28 protein-coding genes, 1 tRNA gene and 1 pseudogene are annotated in these 24,968 nt (G+C 63.6%); 15 read left to right on the top strand and 15 right to left on the bottom strand.

All coding sequences use genetic code 11. The features are described 5' to 3' along the window. Positions 1-125: 125 nt before the first annotated feature. From NKI66_RS01980 to NKI66_RS01965, 4 genes are all read left to right on the top strand, one after another. Complete coding sequence (locus tag NKI66_RS01980) at positions 126-923, top strand: ATP-binding cassette domain-containing protein (RefSeq protein WP_502900907.1); 798 nt, start codon at positions 126-128, stop codon at positions 921-923. A 65-nt stretch (positions 924-988) separates the two neighbouring features. Next, positions 989-1,960: a tonB-system energizer ExbB gene (gene exbB, locus NKI66_RS01975; RefSeq protein WP_352750649.1), complete on the top strand. Its 972-nt coding sequence runs from the start codon at positions 989-991 to the stop codon at positions 1,958-1,960. Positions 1,961-1,964: 4 nt separating this feature from the next. After that, positions 1,965-2,432, top strand: coding sequence for a TonB system transport protein ExbD (gene exbD, locus NKI66_RS01970; protein WP_352750647.1), 468 nt, complete (start codon positions 1,965-1,967; stop codon positions 2,430-2,432). Next, a complete protein-coding gene (locus NKI66_RS01965) occupies positions 2,429-3,388 on the top strand; it encodes a TonB family protein (RefSeq protein WP_352750645.1) in 960 nt (319 codons plus the stop codon). Before exbD ends, NKI66_RS01965 begins: the two co-directional genes overlap by 4 nt. Positions 3,389-3,413: 25 nt before the next feature. Here NKI66_RS01965 and NKI66_RS01960 read toward each other — a convergent pair whose 3' ends face one another. The 6 genes from NKI66_RS01960 to NKI66_RS01935 all read right to left on the bottom strand — a co-directional run bounded on the left by NKI66_RS01960 (position 3,414) and on the right by NKI66_RS01935 (position 7,097). Continuing rightward, positions 3,414-3,734, bottom strand: a complete 321-nt coding sequence (locus NKI66_RS01960; RefSeq protein ID WP_352750643.1) for a hypothetical protein — start codon at positions 3,732-3,734, stop codon at positions 3,414-3,416. A gap of 130 nt (positions 3,735-3,864) precedes the next feature. Next, positions 3,865-4,125: a hypothetical protein gene (locus NKI66_RS01955; protein WP_352750642.1), complete on the bottom strand. Its 261-nt coding sequence runs from the start codon at positions 4,123-4,125 to the stop codon at positions 3,865-3,867. A gap of 4 nt (positions 4,126-4,129) precedes the next feature. Next, the gene (locus tag NKI66_RS01950) at positions 4,130-4,384 is read right to left on the bottom strand and encodes a hypothetical protein (RefSeq protein ID WP_013528973.1); all 255 of its coding nucleotides are present in this window, start codon (positions 4,382-4,384) and stop codon (positions 4,130-4,132) included. Between the two features lie 68 nt (positions 4,385-4,452). After that, on the bottom strand, positions 4,453-5,517 hold the full coding sequence (locus NKI66_RS01945) for a SagB/ThcOx family dehydrogenase (protein ID WP_352750641.1): 1,065 nt from the start codon (positions 5,515-5,517) through the stop codon (positions 4,453-4,455). Between the two features lie 426 nt (positions 5,518-5,943). After that, entirely contained in the window at positions 5,944-6,693 is a 750-nt protein-coding gene (locus NKI66_RS01940) for a helix-turn-helix domain-containing protein (RefSeq protein WP_352750639.1), read from the bottom strand. Between the two features lie 328 nt (positions 6,694-7,021). Then, positions 7,022-7,097 (bottom strand) — tRNA-Ala (locus NKI66_RS01935). 256 nt (positions 7,098-7,353) lie between these two features. Here NKI66_RS01935 and NKI66_RS01930 point away from each other — a divergent pair. Both NKI66_RS01930 and NKI66_RS01925 read left to right on the top strand, forming a co-directional pair. After that, positions 7,354-7,644, top strand: coding sequence for a YggT family protein (locus tag NKI66_RS01930; protein ID WP_023811703.1), 291 nt, complete (start codon positions 7,354-7,356; stop codon positions 7,642-7,644). A gap of 37 nt (positions 7,645-7,681) precedes the next feature. Continuing rightward, positions 7,682-7,849 (top strand): annotated as a pseudogene (locus tag NKI66_RS01925) (DUF167 family protein); the annotation flags it as partial. A gap of 195 nt (positions 7,850-8,044) precedes the next feature. Here NKI66_RS01925 and NKI66_RS01920 read toward each other — a convergent pair. Genes NKI66_RS01920 through NKI66_RS01910 form a run of 3 tightly spaced genes read right to left on the bottom strand, consistent with a single transcriptional unit; the run spans position 8,045 to position 10,741 of the window. Beyond that, positions 8,045-8,926, bottom strand: coding sequence for a MurR/RpiR family transcriptional regulator (locus NKI66_RS01920; protein WP_127268067.1), 882 nt, complete (start codon positions 8,924-8,926; stop codon positions 8,045-8,047). Between the two features lie 10 nt (positions 8,927-8,936). Beyond that, on the bottom strand, positions 8,937-10,004 hold the full coding sequence (locus NKI66_RS01915) for an ABC transporter ATP-binding protein (RefSeq protein WP_352750637.1): 1,068 nt from the start codon (positions 10,002-10,004) through the stop codon (positions 8,937-8,939). Positions 10,005-10,006: 2 nt separating this feature from the next. Next, entirely contained in the window at positions 10,007-10,741 is a 735-nt protein-coding gene (locus NKI66_RS01910; protein ID WP_352750716.1) for an SDR family oxidoreductase, read from the bottom strand. A gap of 269 nt (positions 10,742-11,010) precedes the next feature. On the opposite strand from NKI66_RS01910, the gene NKI66_RS01905 reads away from it, so the two are divergent. The 4 genes from NKI66_RS01905 to NKI66_RS01890 all read left to right on the top strand — a co-directional run bounded on the left by NKI66_RS01905 (position 11,011) and on the right by NKI66_RS01890 (position 15,577). Next, entirely contained in the window at positions 11,011-12,243 is a 1,233-nt protein-coding gene (locus NKI66_RS01905) for an ABC transporter substrate-binding protein (RefSeq protein ID WP_023811707.1), read from the top strand. A 137-nt stretch (positions 12,244-12,380) separates the two neighbouring features. After that, positions 12,381-13,250, top strand: a complete 870-nt coding sequence (locus tag NKI66_RS01900) for a carbohydrate ABC transporter permease (protein ID WP_023811708.1) — start codon at positions 12,381-12,383, stop codon at positions 13,248-13,250. Continuing rightward, the gene (locus NKI66_RS01895) at positions 13,247-14,071 is read left to right on the top strand and encodes a carbohydrate ABC transporter permease (protein WP_013528984.1); all 825 of its coding nucleotides are present in this window, start codon (positions 13,247-13,249) and stop codon (positions 14,069-14,071) included. Before NKI66_RS01900 ends, NKI66_RS01895 begins: the two co-directional genes overlap by 4 nt. A 24-nt stretch (positions 14,072-14,095) precedes the next feature. Then, on the top strand, positions 14,096-15,577 hold the full coding sequence (locus NKI66_RS01890; RefSeq protein ID WP_352722568.1) for a M81 family metallopeptidase: 1,482 nt from the start codon (positions 14,096-14,098) through the stop codon (positions 15,575-15,577). A gap of 114 nt (positions 15,578-15,691) precedes the next feature. On the opposite strand, the gene NKI66_RS01885 is transcribed toward NKI66_RS01890, so the two are convergent. From NKI66_RS01885 to NKI66_RS01860, 6 genes are all read right to left on the bottom strand, one after another. Then, on the bottom strand, positions 15,692-17,746 hold the full coding sequence (locus tag NKI66_RS01885; protein ID WP_023811710.1) for a M3 family metallopeptidase: 2,055 nt from the start codon (positions 17,744-17,746) through the stop codon (positions 15,692-15,694). A 97-nt stretch (positions 17,747-17,843) separates the two neighbouring features. After that, a complete protein-coding gene (locus NKI66_RS01880) occupies positions 17,844-18,278 on the bottom strand; it encodes a hypothetical protein (protein WP_023811711.1) in 435 nt (144 codons plus the stop codon). Further along, entirely contained in the window at positions 18,275-18,919 is a 645-nt protein-coding gene (locus NKI66_RS01875; RefSeq protein WP_023811712.1) for a carbonic anhydrase, read from the bottom strand. The genes NKI66_RS01880 and NKI66_RS01875 overlap by 4 nt, the downstream gene beginning before the upstream one ends. A 148-nt stretch (positions 18,920-19,067) precedes the next feature. Then, complete coding sequence (locus tag NKI66_RS01870; RefSeq protein ID WP_023811713.1) at positions 19,068-19,838, bottom strand: DUF429 domain-containing protein; 771 nt, start codon at positions 19,836-19,838, stop codon at positions 19,068-19,070. Next, the gene (gene pdxY / locus NKI66_RS01865; protein ID WP_023811714.1) at positions 19,835-20,719 is read right to left on the bottom strand and encodes a pyridoxal kinase PdxY; all 885 of its coding nucleotides are present in this window, start codon (positions 20,717-20,719) and stop codon (positions 19,835-19,837) included. Before pdxY ends, NKI66_RS01870 begins: the two co-directional genes overlap by 4 nt. Before the next feature lie 13 nt (positions 20,720-20,732). Further along, entirely contained in the window at positions 20,733-20,984 is a 252-nt protein-coding gene (locus tag NKI66_RS01860; RefSeq protein ID WP_023811715.1) for a hypothetical protein, read from the bottom strand. A gap of 162 nt (positions 20,985-21,146) precedes the next feature. Here NKI66_RS01860 and NKI66_RS01855 point away from each other — a divergent pair, with 162 nt between their 5' ends. From NKI66_RS01855 to NKI66_RS01835, 5 genes are all read left to right on the top strand, one after another. Beyond that, a complete protein-coding gene (locus tag NKI66_RS01855; protein WP_023811716.1) occupies positions 21,147-21,785 on the top strand; it encodes a LemA family protein in 639 nt (212 codons plus the stop codon). Positions 21,786-21,985: 200 nt separating this feature from the next. Beyond that, positions 21,986-22,801 carry a TPM domain-containing protein gene (locus tag NKI66_RS01850; RefSeq protein ID WP_031213429.1) on the top strand — a complete coding sequence of 272 codons (816 nt, stop codon included), beginning with the start codon at positions 21,986-21,988 and terminating at the stop codon, positions 22,799-22,801. Between the two features lie 4 nt (positions 22,802-22,805). Then, positions 22,806-23,687, top strand: a complete 882-nt coding sequence (locus NKI66_RS01845) for a TPM domain-containing protein (RefSeq protein WP_023811718.1) — start codon at positions 22,806-22,808, stop codon at positions 23,685-23,687. Between the two features lie 8 nt (positions 23,688-23,695). Beyond that, complete coding sequence (locus NKI66_RS01840; RefSeq protein ID WP_023811719.1) at positions 23,696-24,334, top strand: TPM domain-containing protein; 639 nt, start codon at positions 23,696-23,698, stop codon at positions 24,332-24,334. A gap of 117 nt (positions 24,335-24,451) precedes the next feature. Next, positions 24,452-24,958 (top strand): GNAT family N-acetyltransferase, encoded by a 507-nt coding sequence (locus NKI66_RS01835; protein ID WP_023811720.1) that lies wholly within the window; start codon positions 24,452-24,454, stop codon positions 24,956-24,958. Positions 24,959-24,968: the final 10 nt, after the last annotated feature.

Raw genomic sequence — 24,968 nt, 5'->3', positions numbered from 1 at the left:
ACGATTTGTTGATCGTTGCAGTCATCTTCAATGTTGACTAGTAAGGTCATGTTTCATAGTCAACCGGGCATGACCCGTCGAAAGCCGGAATCTGGAAATGCGGGCGGCCGCACTGGAGAAAAGCCATGAGCATGGCTGAAATTGATGCCCAGACTGCCTTCCATATCGACGCGGTGCGCTTTGCCGTCGGCGAGCGGACGCTGCTCGGTCCGGTCTCGCTCGAACTGCAGCGCTCGCGCGTCTATGGGCTGATCGGCCACAATGGTTCGGGCAAGTCGACGCTCATCAAGCTCATGGCGCGCCAGCAGCCGGCGAGTTCAGGGGCTATCACCTTCGCCAGGCGTCCGCTGCCGCAATGGGGCGCCCGCGAATTTGCCCGCGCGCTTGCCTATCTGCCGCAGACGACACCGGCGGCGACCGGCCTGACCGTGCGCGAACTGGCGACATTGGGGCGCTATCCCTGGCATGGCGCGCTTGGCCGTTTCCGCGCCGAGGACAGGCAGCATGTCGACGAGGCGCTGGCCCTGACCGACATGGAAGATTTCGCGGACCGGCTGGTGGACGAATTGTCGGGCGGCGAGCGCCAGCGCGCCTGGCTTGCCATGCTGGTGGCGCAGAACGCCGGCGTCATGCTGCTCGATGAGCCGATCTCGGCACTCGACATCGCCCATCAGGTCGAGGTGCTCGGGCTGGTCAAGGAGCTCAGCCGCAAACGCGACCTATGCGTTGTCGTCGTGCTGCACGATCCCAACATGGCTGCGCGCTACTGCGACGAGCTGATCGCGCTCAAGGACGGCAAGCTGCTGACGCGCGGCACGCCCGGCGAAATCATGCGCAGCGATGTGCTGAAAGGCATTTTCGGCGTCGAGATGGGCGTGTTCGCGCACCCCGTCACCGGCCAGCCTGTCGGCTATGTGCAGTGACGAGATTTGATGCGGCGGCGGGAAATAGAAGGCGGCTGGCCGCTGTGAGAACAAGGAAGAAGCTGTTGTCGAGAACTGGTTTGTTGGCGGCGTTGGTCGCATCCGTCATCCTGTCGGCCGGCAGCGCGATGGCCCAGGAGCAACCCGCCGGTGCCGCGCCGGCGATCGAAGCCCCCACTCCGGCCGCTCCCGCGGCCCCAGCGCCGATTGCGCCGGCTCCCGCCGCACCGGCAGGCGCTCCGCCGGCCATGATGGCGCCTTCGCAGCCAGGCACCCAGCCGAACACGGCCGCGCCGGCCGAGGCCGGACCTTCGACGGCGATGGAGCTGACCTTGCCGCATGACCTGTCGCCATGGGGCATGTTCATGGCGGCCGACATCGTCGTCAAGGCGGTGATGATCGGGCTGGCCTTTGCCTCCCTCGTCACCTGGACGATATGGTTGGCCAAGTCGCTGGAGCTTTTGGGTGGCAAGCTGCGCATCCGTCGCGCCGTGCGGGCGATCGGCGAGGCCGCCACGCTGAAGCAGGCCAGCCGTACCCTCGACCGCAGCGGCGGTCCCGGCGTGCTGCTGGTGCGGGCGGCCGAGGAGGAGACCGCACTCTCAGCCGGTGCGCTCGATCATGTCTCGGGCGATGGCCTCAAGGAACGGGTCACGTCGCGCCTGTCGCGCATCGAGGCAGCGGCGGCGCGGCGCATGTCGCGCGGCACCGGCGTACTGGCGACGATCGGCTCGACCGCACCCTTCGTCGGCCTGTTCGGCACGGTCTGGGGCATCATGAACGCCTTCATCGGCATCTCGCAGGCGCAGACCACCAATCTCGCCGTGGTCGCACCGGGCATCGCCGAAGCGCTGCTGGCCACCGCGATGGGCCTGGTCGCGGCGATACCCGCCGTCGTCATCTACAACGTCTTTGCACGCTCGATAGCCGGCTATCGGCAGATCCTCGCCGATGCCTCGGCCGGGGTCGAACGGCTGGTCAGCCGCGACCTCGACTTCCGCACCGTGGCGCCTGCAACGCCACTGGCTGCGGAGTAGCGCCATGGGAAGCAGAATCCGACAGACCATGGATGACGATCTCGAGGAAAGCCACGAGATCAACGTCACCCCGTTCATCGATGTCATCCTGGTGCTGTTGATCATCTTCATGGTCGCGGCACCGCTGGCCACGGTGGATGTCAATGTCGACCTGCCTGGTTCGACCGCAACGCCCGCGCCGAGGCCCGAGACACCGCTGTTCCTGACGCTGAAGGACGATCTGACGCTGGCGATCGGCAATGACAGCGTGCCGCGCCCGGCTTTCGCCACGACGCTGGACGGCAAGACCAAGGGCGACAAGCAGACGCGCATCTTCCTGCGCGCCGACAAGGCGGTCGCCTATGGCGACCTGATGGAGGCGATGAACCTGTTGCGCGGTGCGGGCTATCTGAAGATCGCGCTGGTCGGCCTGGAGACGGCGCCTGCGTCCAATGCCCCGGCGCCCGCAGCCACTGGCGCGGCGACGCCATGACGCAAGCGGTCGCCGTCCCCTCGGTCCAGTTGTCGCGCTTCGGTTGGCGCGACCTTGGCTTGTGGGCCGGTGCTGCCGCGCTGGTCCTTGGAGCCCATGTCGCGGTCGCCTATGCAGTGCAGAATCTCACCATGGTCACCGAAGCGGATGGTGGTCCGCCACCGGCCCAGGTGATCGAGATGGCGCCGATGGTGGTGATGCCGGCCGTGGAAGAACAGGTCGCCGCGCTGGACGCGGTGACGCCAGACCAGACCGAACCGACACCGACGACCGAACCGACACCTGAAGAACCGGTCGAAAAGACGGAGCCGGTTGTCGAGCCGCCGGAAGCGGTCGCGCCCGACGAGACAGAACCCACCCAGGCCGAACCCACCCAGGCCGAAACGGCCGAACAGGTCGATCAGCCGCCGCCGGATGAGGCCGTCCCGGATGTTGTCGAGGCTGTCACGCCAGACGTCGTCATTCCCTTGCCGCAGCCGAAACCTGTCGAAATTGTCAAAGACAAGAAACCGGCCGCGGCCAAGGCGAAGAAGCCTGTCGAGAAGCCCAAGCCGCGGCTTAAGAAGGAGAAGGCGGCTCCGCCGAAGACGGCAACCGTCGCCAGCGCCGACGCACGGCCCGCGACCAGGACCGCGGCGCCGAAGGCGGCGGAATCGACGTCGCGCTCCGGCGACTCCAGCAAATGGGACTCCCGTCTGGGCGCCTGGATCAAGCGGCACACGCGCTATCCCAGCTCTGCCAAGGCCCGAGGCGTGGAAGGCAGGCCGTATGTCGCCTTCACGGTCGACTCGTCCGGCCGGGTCCTGTCCGCCAGGCTCTCTCGTTCCTCCGGGGATGCGGATCTGGACCGTGCGGCGCTCGCCGTGCTGCAAGGCGCCACGGTGCCGAAACCGCCACCGGAACTCGGCTCGCGTCTGAGCCGTACAGCGCCGTTCGTGTTCAGCCTGCGCAACTAGGACCGAATTTGATCGAACCGGCCTGTCAGTAGGTCAGCGACACGCTCAGGGCCTCGACCTGTTCGAGATAGAAACGGCATTTCGTGCGCAACAGCCCGAGGCTCGGGTCATCGGCTCCGTTGATCTCGATGGTCTGCATCATGAAGTCGAAATGCGCGTGGAAGGCGTCCACTGTACCCCAGAGACTGTCGGCCTGGCAGCTGTCGGCAATCGCCATCGAGACGAGTTGGCGGGCCTCGACCCGCGCGGCGTCAGGCGATGGCGGTCGCCTGGCGATCAAGACGTCGAGCCGGCTGAAAATGCTTTCCCTGGCATCGACGCCTCTGATGTTGGCTATCATGTTCATGTGCAGGTCCCCCTTGGCATTCCAGGCGCGCAATAGGCTCCGGTCTGGAATTGCCTGAAAAGCTGGTGATCAGAGCGGGTTCAGCGGCGCTGAACCACTAAGCGCGTGGCGTTTGGGCGGGCGACTTGCATCAAGCCTGAGCGACCGGACGCCGGTCCTGCGGGCAGGATGCAATCAGGGCCGGGATCGCGGTTGCATCGGAGGGGTGGCCCCTGATGATGTTGGCGACCTCGGCATCGGCCTGCTCGAACCAGTAGACCATGTCGGCGCGGTGCAGATTCGTTGCGGCTTTCTTCAGCAGCGGCAGCAGGCTTTGCAACGCGCACAGCGTCTCCCAGCGGTTTGGCCGGGAGGTCGAGCCGGCCACCGCGCATGCGGCTGACGATTGCATATCGCTACGCTCTGCGTGGCTGGGCGGCACGATTGTCTTTTGCCTGTGCCTTGGGGTGCAGCGGGTTGCCGCTGAGCTGCGCATGCCTGGCCGGCCGTGCGCCGCGAAGAACGTCGAAGGCCTCCGCATAGGCCATGCCCAGCAGATAGGAGATCATCGGAAAACGGCTTGCTTCGGCCATTTGCACGAGCTCATTGGTCATCGACGAAATATATTGAAGACTATCGATTTCCGACTGGCGTAAGGATTGATTTGGCACGTGCTGCTCCTGTCTCTGGTTATACCGTGGGGAACGCGTTACTGGCTGTGATGCACATAGTTGGTCGGCTAATTGATGGACTGGCCCGCCGTGGACGGATCTCTTTCCGGCGTCGAGAGGGTCAAGGCATAGATCGGTGCGTCGGTGAGACTGTCGAGACCAAGCAGCCGCTTGATGGCGGAATGATTGAGCGCGGCTGTCGGACATGCCGACAGGCCATGATTGGTCGCCGCCAGCATGATATTCTGGCCGATATGGCCGGCCTCGATCAGCACGACACGATAGGCGTTGGCGTCCTCATATTTCCACATCGTGCGATCGAGCCTGGCGCAAAGCAGGATCAGGCACGGCATGCTATCAGCCCACTCCTGTCCGCCGACCAGTTCGGAGATCTTCGGCAGATGATTCGCGGAAATCCTGCCAAGGTCGTGATCGGCGGCGGAATAGTGATAGACACCGGGCTCGAGGCAATCGACGCCGAGCGCGACCACATAGGCCTCGTAGGGATTCCGCGCGCCGCCGGAAGGGGTCATGCCAAGCGGCAGGGTGCCAACGCAATTGGCGGTCTCGCCGATGATGCCGAGCCCTGCGAACAGGCAATCGGAAAGCTGTTTGGCTGTGATTGTGGGCTGAGCCGCCGTGCGGTTGGTGCGGCGCCGCGCCATCAAGCTAAGAAGTTCGTTGTCTTCCAGTGCATTCGGCAGCTGGATAGCGCCGGCGGAATTCTTGAGCAGGAGGTCCGGCTGCGGCGTATGGCCGGCGCGTTCTATCTGCCGCTCTTCCGCCTGCTCGATGGTCATGTATTCGCTGTCCTGGACGCAGAAATGCATCAGCGCCGTCGGAAGCCCCCAATTCCATTGTCCTGAAAATTGTTCCTCCTGCTCAGCGAGAGGCGATCCGGCGGTGACCAGGGCGGAAAAATCGAGCAACTGCGGAACGACAGCCTTCAACTCGGACTTCGACCAGCCATGGGCGCGGGCAATGTCCGCCGTCGATGCCCATTTGTCCCACGATGCGAGAAGCCCGACCATCTCAGGGCTGCATTCGAAGACGCTTCTGGTCAGGAAGTTGCATGCCGTGACCTTGTTCGGTCCGGGGTAGAAAACGAGCGTTTTCGAAGAGCGCATTTTCATAAAGCTGATGCCATCTGCGGAGCCGAGGCGCCGACAAGCGAACCGCTCGTCGGCGCAGAACGGCTTCAGCGCTTGTTGTAGTGCATGCCCTGCGAAAAGAAGACGGTCTGCGTGCCGGCGGCAATCGTCAGCTTCGGAGCATTGATCACTTTCTTGGCCATTTTTATCCCTTTCCTGACCCCCATTTGGGATCCGTTGAAAGACCCCCAGAACGGGATCCGCGTGAAGAAGGTAAGGTCGGAAGAGTTAATGGTTTGTTAAAATTATAGTAAAACCACGAGCTGAAGACGGACGTGTGGATTATCTTTCCTGGCATTAAAGTGTAAAATATCGATTTTATTCAGATACAGAGTAGACAATCGTTGGCGTACGCTTTATCGGCGTATGCTTATTCTTATTTGGCGTAAGGGACGGCGATCCGAAGGATTAGCCCAACCCGTCCCGGGTGAGGCTGACAACCAGTTGGTCGATGCCCGGATCGTCGAGACTGATGACATGCGCCATGCTGATGGCATCCCTTGGGTGGATGTTGGCAATGTCGCGCCGCATGATGACGGACACGAATGCCGGGCCGGACTCCGTCAGAAGCATGGCCTTGCCCATCAGCACCGGTTCGGAGATGGGGGCCCACTGCACGGAGATCAGCGAGGGCTCTCCGGTCTGGCGGCGATTGATGCCGCTGAAATAGATCCAGTTCAGCCGCGAGATCGCCACGCCATAGTGATTGCCGCGCGCTCGTGCCCAGGTCGATCCCCGGCGCTCCGACCATCCGGTCACCCTTCGGAAGGTGACCAGTTCGGCTTCGCGCCGCACGAAGGTCACCGAGCGCACCAGGAGATCGAGGCGGCCCGGGATCGAAAAATAGGTGAAATAGGTGCCGCCCGCGATCGAAGGGCTGGGAGGGCGGATCATCTGGTTGAACAGGCTCTCGGACACCGGCGGCAGGCCGCGCATCGCTGGCTCGGGTGCGCCGGGATCCTGGTACAGTTCGGCCTCATCGATCCGAAAGTAATCGCATATCAGCTTGGCGGTGGCCTTGTTGGGAACGGTCTGCCCTTGCAGGTAGCGTTCGAACTGCGTGCGATTGATGTGCAGCTCACGGCATACCGCACTTACGGAGGCATGGTCCTTGCACAGCCGTCTAAGATTTGCAGCGAGATTCTCGCGAATTGACACGTCTTTGCTTCCGCGGGCGATTTTTCATTTAGACTCGAAATCCATATAGCGTCTCCGGTCGCCCCCGCCGAAACGCCCTGGTCACAACGCACAGAAAACTGATTTGGTAATCTCAATTTAGTGGGGCGGTTTGCAAAAAAAACGGAAACAATCGATGAGCGCTTCCGCTATAAGTCCAATTGACAAAAGTATTGCCGGATATTGCGAAACAGGCGGTGCGGCCCGCGGCCTTCTAAGGCGCGCTGGCACGGCAAATGCCAACCGCGGGGGCAAGCCGGGACGAGCGTCGCGGACTGCATCTGGCGCGGAGAGTGGGGAATTATTCCGCTGGTGGAGCTGAGGAGGATCGAACTCCTGACCTCGTCATTGCGAACGACGCGCTCTCCCAGCTGAGCTACAGCCCCGTCCAGCGGATGGGCGCATTTATCGGGCGCCGCGGTTTCCTGTCAAGGCGGAGGTTTGCCGAAATCCAGTGCCGTCAAGCGTGAAGCTGGCGCCGGCGGAGGGCGGCCTTGCCGGTTTTGTGTAGTCGCGCGTTCGTTGCAGTGTCGGCGACATGCCCTACAGGTCCGATTGACCCGGCATTGGCGCCCCACAGAAAGGCGGCCCTTGCCGGTTTCGCGTGCAATGGCTACATGTCGGCAACAATTGGAGACCGGCATGCTCGCCCTCATTCAGACAATCGTCATGGCGCTTGACCTCTACTGGTGGATCATCATCGCCTCGGCGATCTTTTCCTGGCTCTATGCCTTCAACGTCGTCAACTCGAAGAACCAGTTCGTCGGTTCCATCGGCAACATGCTCTACCGGCTGACCGAGCCGGCGTTGCGGCCGATCCGCCGTTTCATGCCGGACCTTGGTGGCATCGACATCTCGCCGATCATCCTGCTTCTGATCCTGTTCTTCCTGCGGCAGTTCCTGCTCACCACGGTGGCGCCTCTGATCCTGTGAGCAGGACGACGGCATGAGCACGCCGTTTCGCCTGCGCGAAAACGGCGCCGCCAATCATGCGCTCGAAAAGCTGCTTGCCAAGGCTCTGGGCGTGCCCGGGTCCGCCGTCTCGTTTGTCGCCGGCGGCACCGCGCGGCTGAAGACCGTGCACATCTCAGGCGACCAAGCAATGTTGGCCAAGGCTGTTGAGACGCTCTGCCCATAGAGCCTAATTCTGCTAGGCCGTGCCCCTCATCCGGCCGCTGCGCGGCCACCTTCTCCCCGCTGGGGAGAAGAGACTTGGGTCGACGCTGCGCACTCCTCTCCCCTCGGGGAGAGGTCGGATTGCTACGAATTGCCTCTTTGCAATTCGGTTGGCAATCCGGGTGAGGGGGCTTTTTGTCCGGCGCGATGACCCCCTTCAGTCCCCCAGCGGCAAACGCGGATCGTCGACTTTCAACGTGTTCACGCTCTGCTTGATGCGGCGCAGATTCTCCAAAACCCTTGGTCCGCGCGTCTCGGCGACCGAGGTGACGATCATGTCGACGATCGACAGCAGCGCATAGCGCGACGATGTCGGCTTGTAGATATTGCCGTCCTCGAGCGACTGGAAATGGATGACGGTGTCGGCGACCTTGGCGAGTGCGGAGTCCGGCGGGGTGATGGCGATTGTCGTGGCGCCATATTGCTGGGCGACCTGGACCGCATCGATGACCGATCGTGCATAGCCCGAGACAGAGAAGGCGATCAGCGTGGTATCGGGCGTGGCAACGGCGGCGTACATGCGTTGCAACTGTCCGTCGATCTGCGCCAGCACCGACACGCCAAGCCTGAACAGCCGGTTCTGCATTTCGGTCGCCATCATGGACGAAATGCCACCGGAGCCGATGCACAGCACATTACCGGAAACAGCGATGCGCGCGGCGACGGCGACCAGCGTCGTCATGTCGAGGTTTTCGCTGGCGCGCTGGATGGCCGATATCGCCGCTTCGGTGATGGCTGAAGCGATGCGCTGTTCGCGGGCATCGCGGCTCAACGGCTCCGGCGACAGATACTGGCCGCCGATGGCGATGGCTTGCGCCAGATAGAATTTGAAGTCGCGCAGGCCCTCGCAGCCGAGGTTGCGGCAGAACCGCGTCACCGTCGGCTCGCTGACACCGACGCGCAAGGCAATTTCCGAAATGGCCGCCTTGGAAACGAAATCGAGATCGGCAAGTACGAAGCCGGCCAGCTTGCGATCCGACTTCGTTCCGTCCTGCGACATCAGCTGCAGGCGGGTGATGATGTCGGCCGGCGTCTTCATGCTGCTATTTTCATAGAGGCAGGCCCGTCGCCTTGTCGAACAGGTGGATGTTACCGGGATCGACCGATACCGGCAGCAGGTCTCCCGGCCTGACCGGCACCCTGTCACGGAACACGGCGCGTACCGTATCAGCACCGATAGCGCCGTAGACATGTGTTTCGGAGCCGGTGGGCTCGACGACATCCACCCTGATCGCCATCGCGTCGACAGCCTCGCCGATGACAAAATGCTCGGGCCGGATGCCAGCCTCCACCGCGCTGTCCGCCGGCACCTGTTTGCCGGCAAGCGCAAGCCGCCCGCCACCGGCCGATTCGAACCAGGTTTTCCCGGGTGTCGTCTTGAGCGAACCGGACACAAAGCTCATCGACGGCGAGCCGAGGAAGGAGGCGACGAACTTGTTGGCCGGCCTGTCATAGAGCTCCAGCGGCGCCCCGACCTGCTGGATCCTGCCGCGGTCCATCACCACGATACGGTCGGCCATCGTCATGGCCTCGATCTGGTCGTGGGTGACATAGACGATCGTCGATTTCAGCCGCTGGTGCAGCGCCTTGATCTCGACGCGCATCTGCACGCGCAATTGCGCGTCGAGGTTGGACAGTGGCTCGTCGAACAGGAACACAGACGGTTCGCGCACGATGGCGCGGCCCATGGCGACGCGCTGGCGCTGGCCGCCCGACAGCTGGCGGGGATAGCGGTCTAGATAGGAGAAGAGATTGAGGACGCCGGATGCCTTCTTGACCTTCTCATCAATCACCGTGCGCGTCTCGCCGCGTATCTTCGGGCCAAAGCCGATATTGTCCGATGCCTTCAGATGCGGAAACAGCGCATAGGACTGGAACACCATGGCGATGTTGCGCTGCTGCGGCGGCAGCGCATTGGCGCGCACGCCGCCGATCAACAGGTCGCCGGAGGTGATCGTCTCCAGGCCGGCCAGCATGCGCAGCAAGGTCGACTTGCCGCAGCCGGACGGGCCGACGAGGACGACGAACTCGCCGCTCTTGATATCGAGGCTGATGTTTTCGAGTATCTTGTGCTGGCCGAAGGATTTCGACAGGTCGCGGAACTCGACGTCGGTCATGCTCACGCTCCCAATATGTCGTCGATGAAGGGCAGGCAACCGGCGGTCAGTCCCGCGTCCACGGGCATCACCACACCTGTTATTCCCGATGCGCGATCGGACGCAAGGAAGGCGACGGCTTCCGCCACTTCCGCGGCGTTGACGATGCGGCCGAGCGGATACAGCCGCTGCAATTTGCCGAGGATTTCGGGATCCTTGGCAAGGCGGTGGTCCCAGGCGGCGGTGCGGATCGATCCGGGGCAAACGACATTGGCGCGCAGGCCGCTGCGGCCGAGCTCGACGGCGATCGCCTTGGCATAGGCGTTGATGCCGGCCTTGGCGGCGGCATAGGCGGGATTGCCGAAATGCGCGATGGCGTTGACCGAGGAGATGAAGACGACGCTGCCTGAGCCGCGGCCAGCCATCGCCTTGACCAGCGGGTCGGCGAAGTTCATCACGCCGGTCAGGTTGAGGTCGAGTTCCTGCTCTATTCTGTCGGGATCGAGCGCCGAAATCGTCTCGGCGCGCGTCCAGCCGGCATTGTTGACGAGAATGTCGGGCACGCCATCCCGGTCGAGGATCGCAGCGATCGCCGTGGTTATCGACGCCTTGTCGAGAAGATCGAAGACGTGGCGGGAGGCAAAATGCGGGCTCTTCAACGCCTCGCTCGACTGGTCGCAGCCTATGACCCTGGCGCCCCTTTGCGCCATCAGCGCCACGATCGCCGTGCCGAGGCCGCCGCCAGCACCCGTCACCACGACAGTCTTGCCCTCGAACTCGGTCCTGCCTTCGAACTTGGCCCTGCCTTCGAACTCGGCCCTGCCTTCGAACTCGGATTGCGAAACCACCGTGCGTCATCCTCCGGGAGTTCTGACAGATCGTGCAAGGCCTAGGCCCGTAAATGTAATTAAGCAACAAAATAATCCGCTTGCAAGCCTTCAAATCATCGATAATGTAGGAAAGTCACATAATCTTCTGCTCCGGCAACGAAGAGGCGCGCAGGCGCAAAATCAAAATGGGAGATCAAATGAGCCTTGCAAAATGGACTGTCGGCCTGATGGCCGGAATGAGCACGCTGGCAATTGCGGCGCAGGCGGATGCGGGCGAGGTGCGGGTCACCGTGGCCGAGTACAGCGCCAAGACTGCTCCCTATTTCGCCGACGTCAAGAAGGAATTCGAGGCGGCGAACCCCGGCATCACCGTCAAGTTCGAAGTGGTGCCGTGGGATGTGCTGCTGCAGAAGCTGACCACCGACATCACCGCCGGCACCAATGCCGATCTGTCGATCATCGGCACGCGCTGGCTGATCGACTTCGTCCAGCAGGATGTCGCCGAGCCGCTCGACGGCTACATCAAACCCGACTTCAAGGACCGCTTCATCGATACCTTCCTGTCGCCCTCGATCATGGACGGCAAGACCTACGGCCTGCCGATCGCGGCCTCGGCGCGCGCCATGTACTACAACAAGGAGCTGTTCGAGAAAGCCGACATCGCCAAGCCGCCGGCAACCTGGACCGAGCTGCAGGACGATGCGCGCAAGATCAAGGCGTTGGGGTCCGGCACGTTCGGCTTCGGCCTGCAGGGCAAGGAGATCGAGACCGACGTCTATTACTATTATGCGATGTGGTCGCAGGGTACCGAAATCCTCAACAAGGACGGCACTTCGGGCCTGAGCACGCCAGGTGCGCTTGAGGCCGCCAAGCTCTATAAGTCGATGATCGACGAAGGCCTGACCGAACCCGGCGTCACCTCCAACAACCGCGAGGATGTGCAGAACCTGTTCAAGCAGGGCAAGGTCGGCATGATGATCACCGCACCCTTCCTGTCCAACCAGATCAAGGACGAGGCGCCCAACCTGAAATACGGCGTGGCGGCCATTCCGGCTGGTCCGACCGGCGCGCGCGGTACCTATGGCGTCACCGATTCCATCATCATGTTCAAGAACTCCAAGAACAAGGACGAGGCCTGGAAGCTGCTCGACTTCCTGTTCACCACGGAGCAGCGCGCCAAGTTCACACAGGGCGAAGGCTTCCTGCCGGTGAACAAGGAAGAAGCCAAGATGGACTATTACGTCAACAATGCCGATCTGGCGGCGTTCACCGCGCTCTTGCCCGACGCCCGCTTCGCGCCGGTCATTCCGGGCTGGGAAGAAGTCGCCCAGATCACGTCGGACGCCATGCAGAAGATCTATCTCGGCGGCGACCCCGAGGCAGGATTGAAAGACGCAGCAGCCAAGGCCAATGCAGTGCTGAAGAAGTAGGGCGTATCTCCCTGCGCCCGTGGCGCGCTCCACTCAGGCGGGGCGCGCCACCCCTTGGTTCCCGGCCCGGTGCGGCGGATCCGAAATTCGCATAAGCAGACCTTCTGATCCAGCGCACCGAGGTTGCAGGCCAGCAGATGCAAAATCGTTTCTTGCCCTATCTCCTGACCTTGCCCAGCCTGTTTCTGGCGGCGGTGGTCATCTTCTGGCCGGTCTGGGACCTGATCCAGATCTCGACGCATGAGGTCAGCCGCTTCGGCCAGCTTCGCGACTTCAACGACTTCGCCAATTTCGCGGCACTCGCTGCCGATCCCGATTTCACGGCCGCGCTCTGGCGCACCGGCCAATGGACGGTGATGGTGGTCGGCGGTGCGCTTCTCTTGTCGATCCCGGTGGCGATGATCCTCAACACCGATTTCTATGGCCGCGGCATCGCCCGCGTCATCATCATGCTGCCCTGGGCGGTGTCGCTGACCATGACCGCGGTGGTCTGGCGCTGGGCGCTGAGCGGCGAAAGCGGCATGCTCAATTCGGCGCTGATCGGCCTCGGGCTCATCGATCACAACATCCAATGGCTGGCGAGCGCCGAGACCGCTTTCCCGATGCAGGTGCTGATCGGTATCCTGGTGACGGTGCCGTTCACGACCACGATCTTTCTCGGCGGGCTGTCGTCGATTCCGGACGATCTCTACGAGGCGGCGGCGCTCGAAGGGGCGACGCCGCTGCAGCAGTTCCGCGAAATCACCTTTCCGCTCCTGAAACCGTTCATCAACATCGCCATCGTGCTCAACACCATCTACGTCTTCAATTCCTTCCCGATCATCTGGGTGATGACGCAGGGCGGCCCGGCCAACTCGACCGATATCCTGGTCACCCATCTCTACAAGCTGGCCTTCCGCATCGGCAAGCTGGGCGAAGCGTCGGCGGTGTCGCTGGTGATGTTCGCCATATTGCTGGTCTTCACCATGATCTATGTGCGGCTGGCGATGCGGGAGCAACGCACATGACGAGCAAGCTGAAGCGCTCCATCATCGCCTGGCTGCTGCTGGCGCCGCTGATCGTGGTGACGCTCTTTCCCTTCGCGGTGATGTTCCTGACCGCGGTCAAGCCGAGGCAGGAAGTGCTGTCGCCGACCTGGTGGCCGAGCGAATTCCGCTGGTCGAATTTTTCCGACATGTGGGTGGCGACCGGCTTCGGCCAGGCGCTGCTCAATTCGCTCTACGTGTCTGTGATCGCCACAGTCGGCGCCATCCTGATCTCGGTTCCGGCGGCCTATGCGATGTCGCGCTTCCGCTTTGCCGGCTACGGCGCCTTGCGCCAGTTCCTGCTGATTTCGCAGATGATCTCGCCGATCGTGCTGGTGCTTGGCCTGTTCCGGCTGATGGCGGCCTGGGGCCTGGTCGAGAGCACGACGGCGCTCGGCTTCATCTACATGGCCTTCAACGTCGCCTTCACGGTGTGGATGCTGCAGAGCTATTTCGACACCATTCCGCGCGATCTCGAGGAGGCGGCCTGGATGGAAGGCGCCGGCCGCTGGCTGACCTTGCGCAAGGTGTTCCTGCCGCTCTGCCTGCCGGCGATCGCGGTGACGGCGATCTTCACCTTCATCAATGCCTGGAACGAATTCGTCGTGGCGCTCACCATGTTGCGCAGCCAGGAAAGCTACACGCTGCCGATCCAGGTGTTCTCGCTGGTCGCCGGCCGCTACACCATCGAATGGCATCACGTCATGGCCGCCACGCTACTGGCGACCTTGCCGGTGGCCATCCTGTTCATCTGGCTACAGCGTTATCTCGTTCGCGGGCTGGCGCTCGGAGCGGTCAAGTAGCCGCTATCTTTCTACGGAGCTTTCATGCGCATCTTCACCGCCTCGCTGGCGACGGAAACCAACACCTTCTCGCCGGTGCCGACCGATAGGGCCTCGTTCGAGATGGCCTTCTATGCCGGGCCCGGCAAACATCCGGACACGCCGACGCTGTGCTCCTCGCCGATGGTGGCGCTGCGCCGGCGGGCAGCGGCCGAAGGCCTCGATGTCATCGAGGGCACCGCAACCTGGGCGGAGCCGGGCGGCCTGGTGCAGCGGCAGACCTATGAGGTTCTGCGCGACGAGATCCTTGGCCAGCTCGAGGCCGCGCTGCCGGTCGATGCTGTCATCCTCGGCCTGCATGGCGCCATGGTGGCGCAAGGCTATGACGACTGCGAAGGCGACCTGCTCGAACGGGTTCGCGCAATGGTCGGGCCGGAGGTGGTGATCGCAGTGGAACTCGATCCGCACAGCCATCTGACACCGAAGCGCGTGGCGGCCTCCGACATCCTCGCCTACTTCCTCGAATTTCCGCACACCGATTTCTACGAGCGCGGCGAACACGTCGTCGAGCTTGGGCTTGCGGCGGCGAGGGGCGAGATCAAGCCGGTCATTTCGACCTTCGATTGCCGCATGATCCAGGTCCTGCCGACCAGCCGCGAGCCGATGCGCTCTTTCGTCGACCGGATCAAGGCGCTGCACGGCAAGGACGGCGTGCTGTCGGTCTCCGTCATCCACGGCTTCATGGCGGCCGACGTGGCCGAGATGGGCACGCGCATCCTGGTCGTCACCGACAATGACAAGGCCAAGGGCGACGCGCTGGCGGAACGGCTCGGGCGGGAACTCTACGCGCTGCGCGAAAAGACGGCGATGACGATGCTGAGCGCCGCCGACGGCATCGATCGGGCGCTGGCCGTGCGCGCCGAGAATCCGGGCAAGCCGGTGGTCATCGCCGATATCTGGGACAATCCCGGCGGCGGTGTGCCCGGCGACGGCACCTTCGTGCTGCGCCAGATGCTGGCGCGTAGCCTGGACAAATTCGCCGTGGCGACGATCTGGGATCCGATCGCCGTCACCTTCTGCCTGGCGGCCGGCGAGGGCGCGGTCATCAACCTGCGCTTCGGCGGCAAGGCCGGGCCGCAGGCCGGCGAGCCGATCGATGCGCGCGTGCGCGTGCTGAAGGCGGTTCCGGAGGGTTGGCAGAGTTTCGGGCCAAGCCGGGTGACGCTCGGGCCGACGGCGCTGGTCCGCCTCGAAGGCACCGAGGTAGACATCATCCTCAACACCAATCGCACGCAGACCTTCGAGCCGGATATCTTTTCCAACATCGGCGTCGATCCGCTGGCCAAGGACGTGCTGCTGATCAAGTCGACCAACCATTTCTACGCCGGCTTCGAGCCGATCGCCGCCGAGATCATCTATGTCTCGGCGCCAAGTTCATATCCCAGCAATCCGGCGGTGACCGATTACAAGAAGCTGACGCGGCCGGTGTGGCCAAGGATTGCGGATCCGTGGAAGGTGGCTGGGTAATCTCCCCCCTTGCGGGGGAGATGTCGCCGAAGGCGACAGAGGGGGTCGTCGCGCGTGAAGCGCCAACCTTCTTCTGCCGCAGCAGGTCGAGTCCGGTCGAACCGACCCCCAGCGCTACACCAGCCCGCGCTTCACCATCATTGCTTCCGGCGACGGCATCTTGCCGCGAAATGCCGTATAGAGCTCTTCCGGGTCCTTCGAGCCGCCAGCGGCATAGATGTGCTTCCTCAGCCGTTCGGCCAGCGCCGGGTTGAAGGGGTCGCCGGTCTCCTCGAAGGCGGCGAAGGCGTCGGCATCGAGCACCTCCGACCACATGTAGGAGTAATAGCCGGCCGAATAGCCGTCACCGGAAAACACATGGCCGAAATGCGGGGTGCGGTGGCGCATGGCGATGGTGTCAGGCATGTGCAGCTTCGCAAGCGTTTCGGCCTCGAAACGAAGTGGCTCCTGCGGGGCATCAGGCCGTGCATGGTAGGCCATGTCCATCAAGGCGGAGGCGGTGAATTCTACCGTTGCGAAGCCGGCGCCAAACGTGCGCGCGGCCAGCATCTTGTCGAGCAGCGCCTTGGGCATCGGCTTGCCGGTCTTCACATGCAGCGCGTGCTTTTCCAGCACCGCCGGCACGGTCAGCCAATGTTCGTAGAGCTGCGAGGGCAGTTCGACGAAATCGCGGCTGACGGAGGTGCCCGAAACCGAGGGCCAGGTGACGTCGGTCAGCATGCCGTGCAGAGCATGACCGAATTCGTGGAACAGCGTTTTCGCCTCGTCCACCGACAGCAGCGCCGGCTCGCCGGCCGGCGGCTTGGCGAAGTTCATGATGTTGTAGATGACCGGGCTCGCACCGTGGCCGAGCCTGTAGCCGGATTGCAACGCGCTCATCCAGGCGCCAGAGCGCTTTGACGGCCGGGCGAAATAGTCGGCCAGGAACAGGCCGTGCTCGCTGCCATCGGCATTCTTCACCACGAAGACGCGGGCATCCGGATGCCAGGCCGCGATGCCCTTTTTCTCTTCGAAGGTGATGCCGAACAACCGTGTCGCCACATCGAAGCAAGCGTCGATGATGCGGTCGAGCTGCAAATAGGGCTTCAGTTCCGCCTCGTCGAAGGCGAATTTTTCCGCGCGCAGTTTCTCCTGGTAGAAACGCCAGTCCCAGGCAGCGAATTTTTCGTTGCTGCCGGCCTCCGTCGCCAACCGTTGCAATTCGATCTGGTCGCTTGCTGCCTTCTCCAGCGCCTTCTCCCACACCGGATCGAGCAGCGCGTGTACCGCCTTCGGCGTCTTGGCCATGGTGTCATCGAGCTTCAGCGCGGCGAAGGAGGCATAGCCGAGCAGCTTTGCCTTTTCGGCCCGCAGGCGCAGCATGTCGCGCACCACGTTCGTGTTGTCGGTGGTGTCGCCATTCTGCCCGCGCATGGTGAAGGCGCGGAAGGCGATCTCGCGCAGGTCGCGGCGTTCGGAGAAGGTCGAGAACGGCTCATAAATCGAGCGCGACAGAGTGACGGCATAGCGGCCCTTCTGGCCACGCATTTCGGCGGCCTCGGCCATGGAGCTTTTCACGAAATCCGGCAGGCCGGCAAGGTCGGCGTCATCGAGGAACAGCGCCCAGTCGCGCTCGTCGGCCAGCACATTCTGGCCGAAAGCCGTGCCGAGCGAGGACAATTCCTCGCTGATGCGTGCCAGCCGTTTCTTGCCGTCGGCGTCGAGCTTGGCGCCGGAACGGACGAAGCCCTTCCAGGTCTTTTCCAGCACCCGCAGGGTCTCTGCGTCGAGCTTCAGGCTCTCGCGGCGCTGGTAGAGATCGTCGATGCGGGCAAACAGCCGCTCATTCATCGAAATCGCCGAGAAATGCCTGGACATTTTCGGCGAGATGTCGCGCTCCAGCGCCTGGATCGTCTCGTTGGTGTAGGCGCCGGCGCGGCACCAGAAGATCGACGAGACGCGGTCGAGCGCTTCGCCGCCGAGTTCCAGCGCGGCAAGCGTGTTCTCGATGGTCGGCGCATCCTTGCAGCCGGCGATCGCCTCGATCTCGGCCTCGTGCGCCTTCAGCGCCGCGTCGAAGACCGGGGAGAAGTCGCCGTCACCAATGCGCGTGAAATCGGGCAGGCCGAGCGGCCCTTGCCACGCGGTCAGCGGATGGGCGGCGAGGTCGACGGCTTTCGTGGAAGGCATGGACAGTCTTTCGCTGGTGAGGGCAGGCAGGTGGATGGTACCCGATGTAGGGCGCGGCTGGCGGACCCGCAATATGCGGATTTGGCCGATATCGGCCTCAGAAGCCGTCGCAGTTCTCGGCGATCGTGGCTTGCGAACTGGCGGTGATGCGGTTGTCGCTTACCGCGAAGGTTTCGTGCATCAGCATGTCGTTGTTGGGGAAATCGTAGCAGGCGACCACCGTGGTGACGCCGCCTTCGCTTTTCTCGACCCTGTGCCGGATTGCCGCACCGGCAACCGCACCTTTCCACTCGTCGATCGAAGCGATGAATTCCTGCTTGCTTTGCACGATGCCGAGGTCGTCCAGCTTGATGCGGACATCGTCGGCGAGCAGGTCGGACAGTTCGGTGCGGTCGGCGACCAGCAGCGCCGAATACCAGCGGCTGATGAGGGCACGATCATCGGCGCGGGCGGCAATAATCGCTACCAGCAGCGCGGCCGCCGTCAAAACGATCGACCTGATGTTCACCACCTTGCGCGCCGCTGTGTTCATCCCAGCTCCGGCCGTTCGAAATCGCCGGTCTCCTTGTTCATCGTCCAGAGTTCGCCGGTCGAGATGTCGAACCAGGCCCCATGCAGCGACAGTCGCCCCTTGCCCTCGAGAATCGAGACGCAGGGAAAGGTTCTGAGGTTGGCGATGGAATAGCGGATCGAGATGCGCTCCAGCGCGGTCTGGCGCTCCGACGCGGTCATGAAGGTGCTGGAGGAGACGGTTTCGGCCGCCGGCGCGATCAGGCTCATCCACTTGCCGATGAAGTCGCCCGGCGACAGCGGCGCGGAGTTGGTGTCGAGCGCTGCACGGATGCCGCCGCAGCGGCCATGGCCCATGACGACGATGTTCTTGACCTTGAGGCTCTGCACGGCGAATTCAAGCGCCGCCGAGGTCGAATGGAACTCGCCGTCGGGAGCATAGGGCGGCACCAGATTGCCGACATTGCGCAGCACGAAGAGTTCGCCGGGCCCGGCGTCGAAGATCGCCTCGGGCGCCGAACGCGAATCGCAGCACGCGACGATCATCGTCTCCGGCGCCTGGCCTTCCCGAGCGAGATCGCGATAGCGCCCGCTCTCTGTGAGATAGCGGCCATTCATGAAATTGCGGTAGCCGGCGAGAAGATGTTCAGGGAGATGGGACATGGGCGGCGTCTGGAGCCTTTCCGGGTTGGATGCGGCAGCTCGTTGCGGTCTAGAGAGGCTCTAGCGGCAAAAGCCGGTCGCGAGCAATGCAGAATTATGAGGGCTGGCTAGAAATGCCATGCATCGAGCGCAACCTTGGCCAACAGCGTTACGCCCAGATGGCGACAGGAATGCCAAAGCTGTCGCGGCCCGGCGGGTCGGGCAGCGGCCGTGCCTCACCGCTGGCGATGCGACCGGCGATCAGCATCATTGCGGCCGCGTCGAGGAAATCATCGGCTGCTGCGCCGCGCGGTGGCGGCTGGTCGAGAAAGCCCGTCTCATAGCCATGCCGGCAAAGCAGAGCCTTGCGTTCCGCCATGCCGGCCGGATTGATGCTGCCCTTGATCTTCTTCGGCAGTTGCATGGCCTGATCGCCGTTCAAGCGGCAGAAAGCGACTTCCGGATGCGATTCGTAGACGCGGCCGCGCAGATCGGGTCGCGCGATCAGCAGGGCGTCGATCTCGCGAATCTTGGCAAAAATGCCGAAGGCCTGGATCGAGACGCCACGCGGCGGGTCGGATGTGGTCATGGCCACTTCGCTTGCGCGGATGTGAGCGGCATACCAGGCTTCAATGGTGGTGAAGTCGCCGGTATCGGCATAGAGCGCGGCGCGGGAGGGGATCGAGAAGACGCTGGATTGGCGTGCCCCGAGCAGCGGCCGCACCAGCGCTTCGGGGCCGCGACCGCCCTTGCCCGACAACTCGGGCAGGCCGATCGGCATGTCGACAGCGATGACAGTATCTGTGGGAAGCGATGCGAGCAGGGCAGTGAAGGTTGCAAAGACACCGACCGACGGTGCCATGCCAGAAGCGCGCCGGACGGCGATCCAGCCGGCCTTGCAGCCGTCGACGCCGACAAGCACGGCCTCAGTCGACGTCACGCCCGGCGGCCCCGCCCCGGATGCGTGAGGTGGCGAAGCTGGACCATCGCCATCGGATGCGACAGGCTCTGCGCATCGGTTTCGAGCTGCAGTTCGTCGCCGCCGCGCTTGGCGGTGCGCGCCAGGATCTCGTAGACCGCCGCCGTCGTCGATTGCAGCGCCTTGATCGGCGGCTGGCCGGACAGGATGCGTGCCAGATAGACGGCCGCCGTCAGGTCGCCCAGGCCATTCGGCGGCTTGTCGATCAGGCGATGTTCGGCGAGCAGCGCCTGGCTGCTATCGAGCAGCAGATTGCCGGTGCCGCCCATCATCATCGACGGCGCCGAGGTGACCAGCATGGTCGATGGTCCGGCGTGGAGCGCTGCCGCGATCGCCGATTTCAGGTCGGGCAACGCGGCGCCGGCCATCCATTCCAGTTCGTAGCGGTTGGGGGTGGCTATGTCGGCGATCGGCATCAGCCGGTCGCGCATGGCGATGGCGGTGGGCTCGGGCACGTAGAGGCCGCCCGAATCACCCATCACCGGATCGCAGATATAGACGGCGCCGGGCGTCCTTGCTTTCACCGCGGCGACCAGCGAGGCGACGGCCTCGGCCTGGCCGGCCTCGCCGAGATAGCCGGACAACACGGCGCCGACCTCACCCAGCCATGGTGCCCGCTCGAGATCGGCCATCAGCGCCTTGAACTGGTCGAGCGGCGGCACGATGCGCGTTGCCCGTCCATGGCCGGGATGCCAGGGCAGGATGACGGTCGGCACCGCCCAGACAGGGAAACCCAGGGTCTCCAGCGCAAAGACGGCGGCACGGTTGCCGACCGAGCCGCGCGCGACATGGCTGGAAATGACGATGACCGCACGCGGCGCGTCGGTTTGTTCGGCGCTCATTGTCGTTTGATTCCTAACTGCCCCGGATGACGTAAAGCACGAGCCAGACCATCAGGCCCAGCGCCAGCAGCAGGCCGAGCGTGCGGCCAAAGCGGGTGCCCCAGACCTCGATCGGATCGGCACGATCGGCATCGGCCGCCGTGACGTGATCGTGCATGCCTTTCGCGGCCCGCGATACAAACGAGTTGCCGGCCGGATCCGTCTCGTGCGCAATGCGCTCGAGGATACGGCGCGATTCCTTCTCGCTGTCCTGGCGCTCCGCCATGATGATGTCCCGTTTTGCAGGACCTTATCGCGTTCGTACGGCCAATCACAGAGCCTTGCAGCGGCATTGGGCATGCCAGGCGAGGGCTGCCGGCCCGGGCGGTTTTCTTGCGCGCTGATTGTGGTAATGCTTCGCGTGCAACTTCTACCGAGGGACCCCATCATGTTTGCCCAGCGCCTTGCCTCGCCGTCCACGTTCCGCACGCTGCCCGCCTTCCTGATGATGGCGATCGTGCTGCCGCTGCTTGCCGGCTGCGGCTACAACACCATCCCCACAGCGGAAGAAAACGCCAGGGCGGCATGGAGCGAGGTGCTGAACCAGTATCAGCGCCGCGCCGACCTCATCCCCAACCTGGTCGAGACGGTGAAGGGTTATGCCTCGCACGAAAAGGATACGCTCGACGCGGTGGTCGAGGCACGCGCCAAGGCAACGCAGATCACGGTAACACCGGAAACGCTGAAGGATCCCGAAGCCCTCAAGAAGTTTCAGGATGCCCAGGCGGGGCTGACCAGCGCGCTGTCGCGGCTGATCGCGGTCTCGGAGGCCTATCCCGACCTCAAGGCCAATCAGAATTTCCTGGCGCTGCAAGCCCAGCTCGAAGGCACCGAGAACCGCATCGCGGTGTCGCGGCGCGACTACATCCAGGCGGTCAGGGACTACAATCTGACGCTGAGGACCTTTCCCTCGGTGCTGTGGGCGACCTTCTGGTTCCGCGGCAACGAGCCCTTTGCCAATTTCACCGTCGCCGAAGACAAGATGCAGCCGCCGAAGGTCGATTTCGGCACGAAGCAGGGCGGGTGAAGGACGCATGGTGAGCTTGGTCATTGTCGACCTTGTGTTCCTTCACACCCCCCTCTGTCCTGCCGGACATCTCCCCCGCAAGGGGGGAGATCGGCTGCTTTGGCGGATTGGCCAATTTTCAACATCACAGGAAAAGAGCCGTCAGTGAAGACAGCCAATCTCCCCCCTTGCGGGGGAGATGTCCGGCAGGACAGAGGGGGGTGCCAAGAAACGCCAGCCTGACATTCTTGGCTGTCATTCTCAGCTTCCTCTTCCTGCCACTCGCCATCGCCGCCGATCTCCCCGTCCTGACCGGCCGTGTCGTCGACAATGCCGGCATCCTCGATGCCGCGACCAAGGCGGCGCTGACGCGGAAGCTCGCCGACTTCGAGACAAAAGGCTCCGACCAGATCGTCGTCGCGACGATCCCGAGCCTCGACGGCGAGGAGATCGAGCCTTACGCCAACCGGCTGTTCCGCTTCTGGAAGCTCGGCCAGGCGAAGGAAAACAACGGCGTGCTGCTGCTGGTGGCCCCGAACGACCGCAAGATGCGCATCGAAGTCGGTTATGGGCTGGAAGGTACGCTGACCGACCTGCATACCAAGCTGATCATCGAAAACGACATGGTGCCGGCCTTCCGCGCCGGCGATTTCTCCGGCGGTATCAGCAAGGCCGTCGATGATATGGTTATGGTGCTGGAAGGCAATCCGGAGGAGTTGGAGGCGCGCGGCGAACGCAACCAGCAGGCGCCTTTCGAGTCCGACGACCTGTTCTTCGCCGTCTTCATCAGCATCTGGGCGATCATCTTCTTCGGCAGCATCGCGGTTTCCGTGCTGCCGCCGATCTTCGGCCAGAAGCTCGGTCCCGGCCGCTACCGCTGGCTCGGCATGACCTTCGAGCCAAGCCGGCGATCCTCCCGTGGTGGCTGGTCGTCGGGAAGTTCCAGCGGCGGCTGGTCTTCGGGGTCAAGCAGCGGTGGAGGCTTTTCCGGCGGCGGCGGTTCGTCCGGCGGCGGCGGCTCGTCGGGAAGCTGGTGATGGCATGACGATACCCAGCATCGGCCTGTCGAAACGCGACCGCCTCGCCTCGGCCGTCCTGATTGCCGCGGTCGTGCTGTTCTCCTGTGTCATGGCCCACGCGGCCGACCTGCCGGCGCTGACCGGCCGTGTCGTCGACAATGCCGGCATCATCGATGCCGCGACCAAGGCGGCGCTGACGCGGAAGCTTGCCGACTTCGAGACAAAAGGTTCCGATCAGATCGTCGTCGCGACGATCCCCAGCCTCGATGGCGAGGAGATCGAGCCCTACGCCAACCGCCTGTTCCGCTTCTGGAAACTTGGCCAGGCGGGCGAGAACAATGGCGTGCTCCTGCTGGTTGCCCCGAACGACCGCAAGATGCGCATCGAGGTCGGTTATGGGCTGGAAGGTACGCTGACCGACCTGCACACCAAGCTGATCATCGAAAACGACATGGTGCCGGCCTTCCGCGCCGGGGACTTCTCCGGCGGCATCAGCAAAGCCGTCGATGACATGGTCATGGTACTGGAGGGCAATCCCGAAGAACTGGAAGCGCGAGGCAAGCGCAATCCCGCCGATGGCGGCACGCCCATCGATCCGATCGTTGCCGTGTTCCTGATCCTGTGGGCAACGATGTTTTTCGGCGGGTTGGCGATGGCGTTCCTGCCGCCGATGTTCGGCACGAAGCTGTCGCCGGGCGTGTACAGATGGCTGGGCATGACGTTTCGTTACGGCCGTGGGCCGAGCGGGTACTCGGGCAGCAGCGGCTGGACAACGGGTTCGTCTTCGGGCGGCTGGTCGTCGGGCAGCTCCGGTGGTGGTTGGTCTTCGGGATCAAGCGGCGGTGGCGGGTTTTCCGGTGGCGGCGGCTCATCGGGTGGTGGCGGTTCTTCAGGAAGCTGGTGAGACATATCATGGCAACACGACCAATCAGCCCGCAGGATCATGAGCGCATCGCAACCGCGATCCGCGGCGCCGAGGAGGAAACCGACGGCGAGATCTACTGCGTCGTGGCCCATGCCAGCGACGGCTATTTCTTCCCGGCCGCCTTCATGGCGACCGTGTGCATGCTGATCGTCAGCCTGGCGGTCGGCTACGGTCTGGAGGCCTGGTGGCTGTCGATCCGGCTGCCGCATTTCGTCCTCGCCCAGCTCCTGGCGCTTGCCTGCGTGCTGGCCTTGTTGTGGGCGCTGCCCGGCCTGCGCATCCATCTGGTGCCGAGGCGGCTGCGCTACCAGGCGGCGCACGCCAACGCGGTCAAGCAGTTCCTTGCCCGCAACGTCCACCGCACCACGGCGCGCACCGGCGTGCTGGTCTTCGTCTCGATCGCCGAGCGCTATGCCGAAGTGGTCGCCGATTCGGGCATCGACGCCAAGGTCGGCCAGCATGTCTGGGACGGTGTCGTGCGCGACTTGACCGCGCATGCCGGCGACGACCGGCTTGCCGACGGCTTCGTCAAGGCGATCGAGCAGGTGGGTGCGGTACTGGCCGAGCATTTCCCGGTCACAGTGGGCGACAGCAACGAACTCGACGACCATTTGGTCGAAATCTGAGTCCTTCCAGTGAAGCTTCGAGGGCCCTGTCTTAGGTGGTGACCGCCTGTGAGAAAGCAGCCGGCGGGCCGCCGGGACTCTTGCAATCGGGCGATGCGGGTTTATGGTTAACAAATCATGAATACGCTGACGATCGACATCCGGAAAGCCGACCCGCGCGATGCCAGTGCCATCGCCGAGGTGCATCTGGAGGCCTGGCGCGGCGCCTATTCCGGCATCATTCCGCACCGTACCCTGACATCGATGATCAACCGCCGCGGCACCGACTGGTGGGCGAATGCGATTCGCCGCGCCGCCACCGTCCTGGTGGTCGAGATCGGCGGCAAGATCGCCGGCTATGCGACGATCGGCAAGAACCGCGCCCGCGAATTGCGCCAGCAAGGCGAAATCTACGAATTGTACCTGCGCCCGGAATATCAGGGCATCGGGCTCGGCAGCCGCCTGTTCGCGGCAGCCAGGGCGCGTCTGGCCGATCACGGGTTGAAAGGCATGGTGGTGTGGGCGCTGGAGGACAACCAGAACGCGCTTGCCTTCTATGCCGGCGCCGGCGGCCGCGACGTTGCGGAAGGCGTCGAGATATTCGAGCAGAAGGCGCTCAAGAAGGTCGCTTTCGTCTGGGAATGACAGCCCGGCT

This window comes from Mesorhizobium sp. M0518 (assembly GCF_040321125.1).
Taxonomy (GTDB): Bacteria; Pseudomonadota; Alphaproteobacteria; order Rhizobiales; family Rhizobiaceae; genus Mesorhizobium.
The sequence above is the reverse complement of the archived record's forward strand: the minus strand, read 5'-3'. Positions and strand labels throughout refer to the sequence as shown.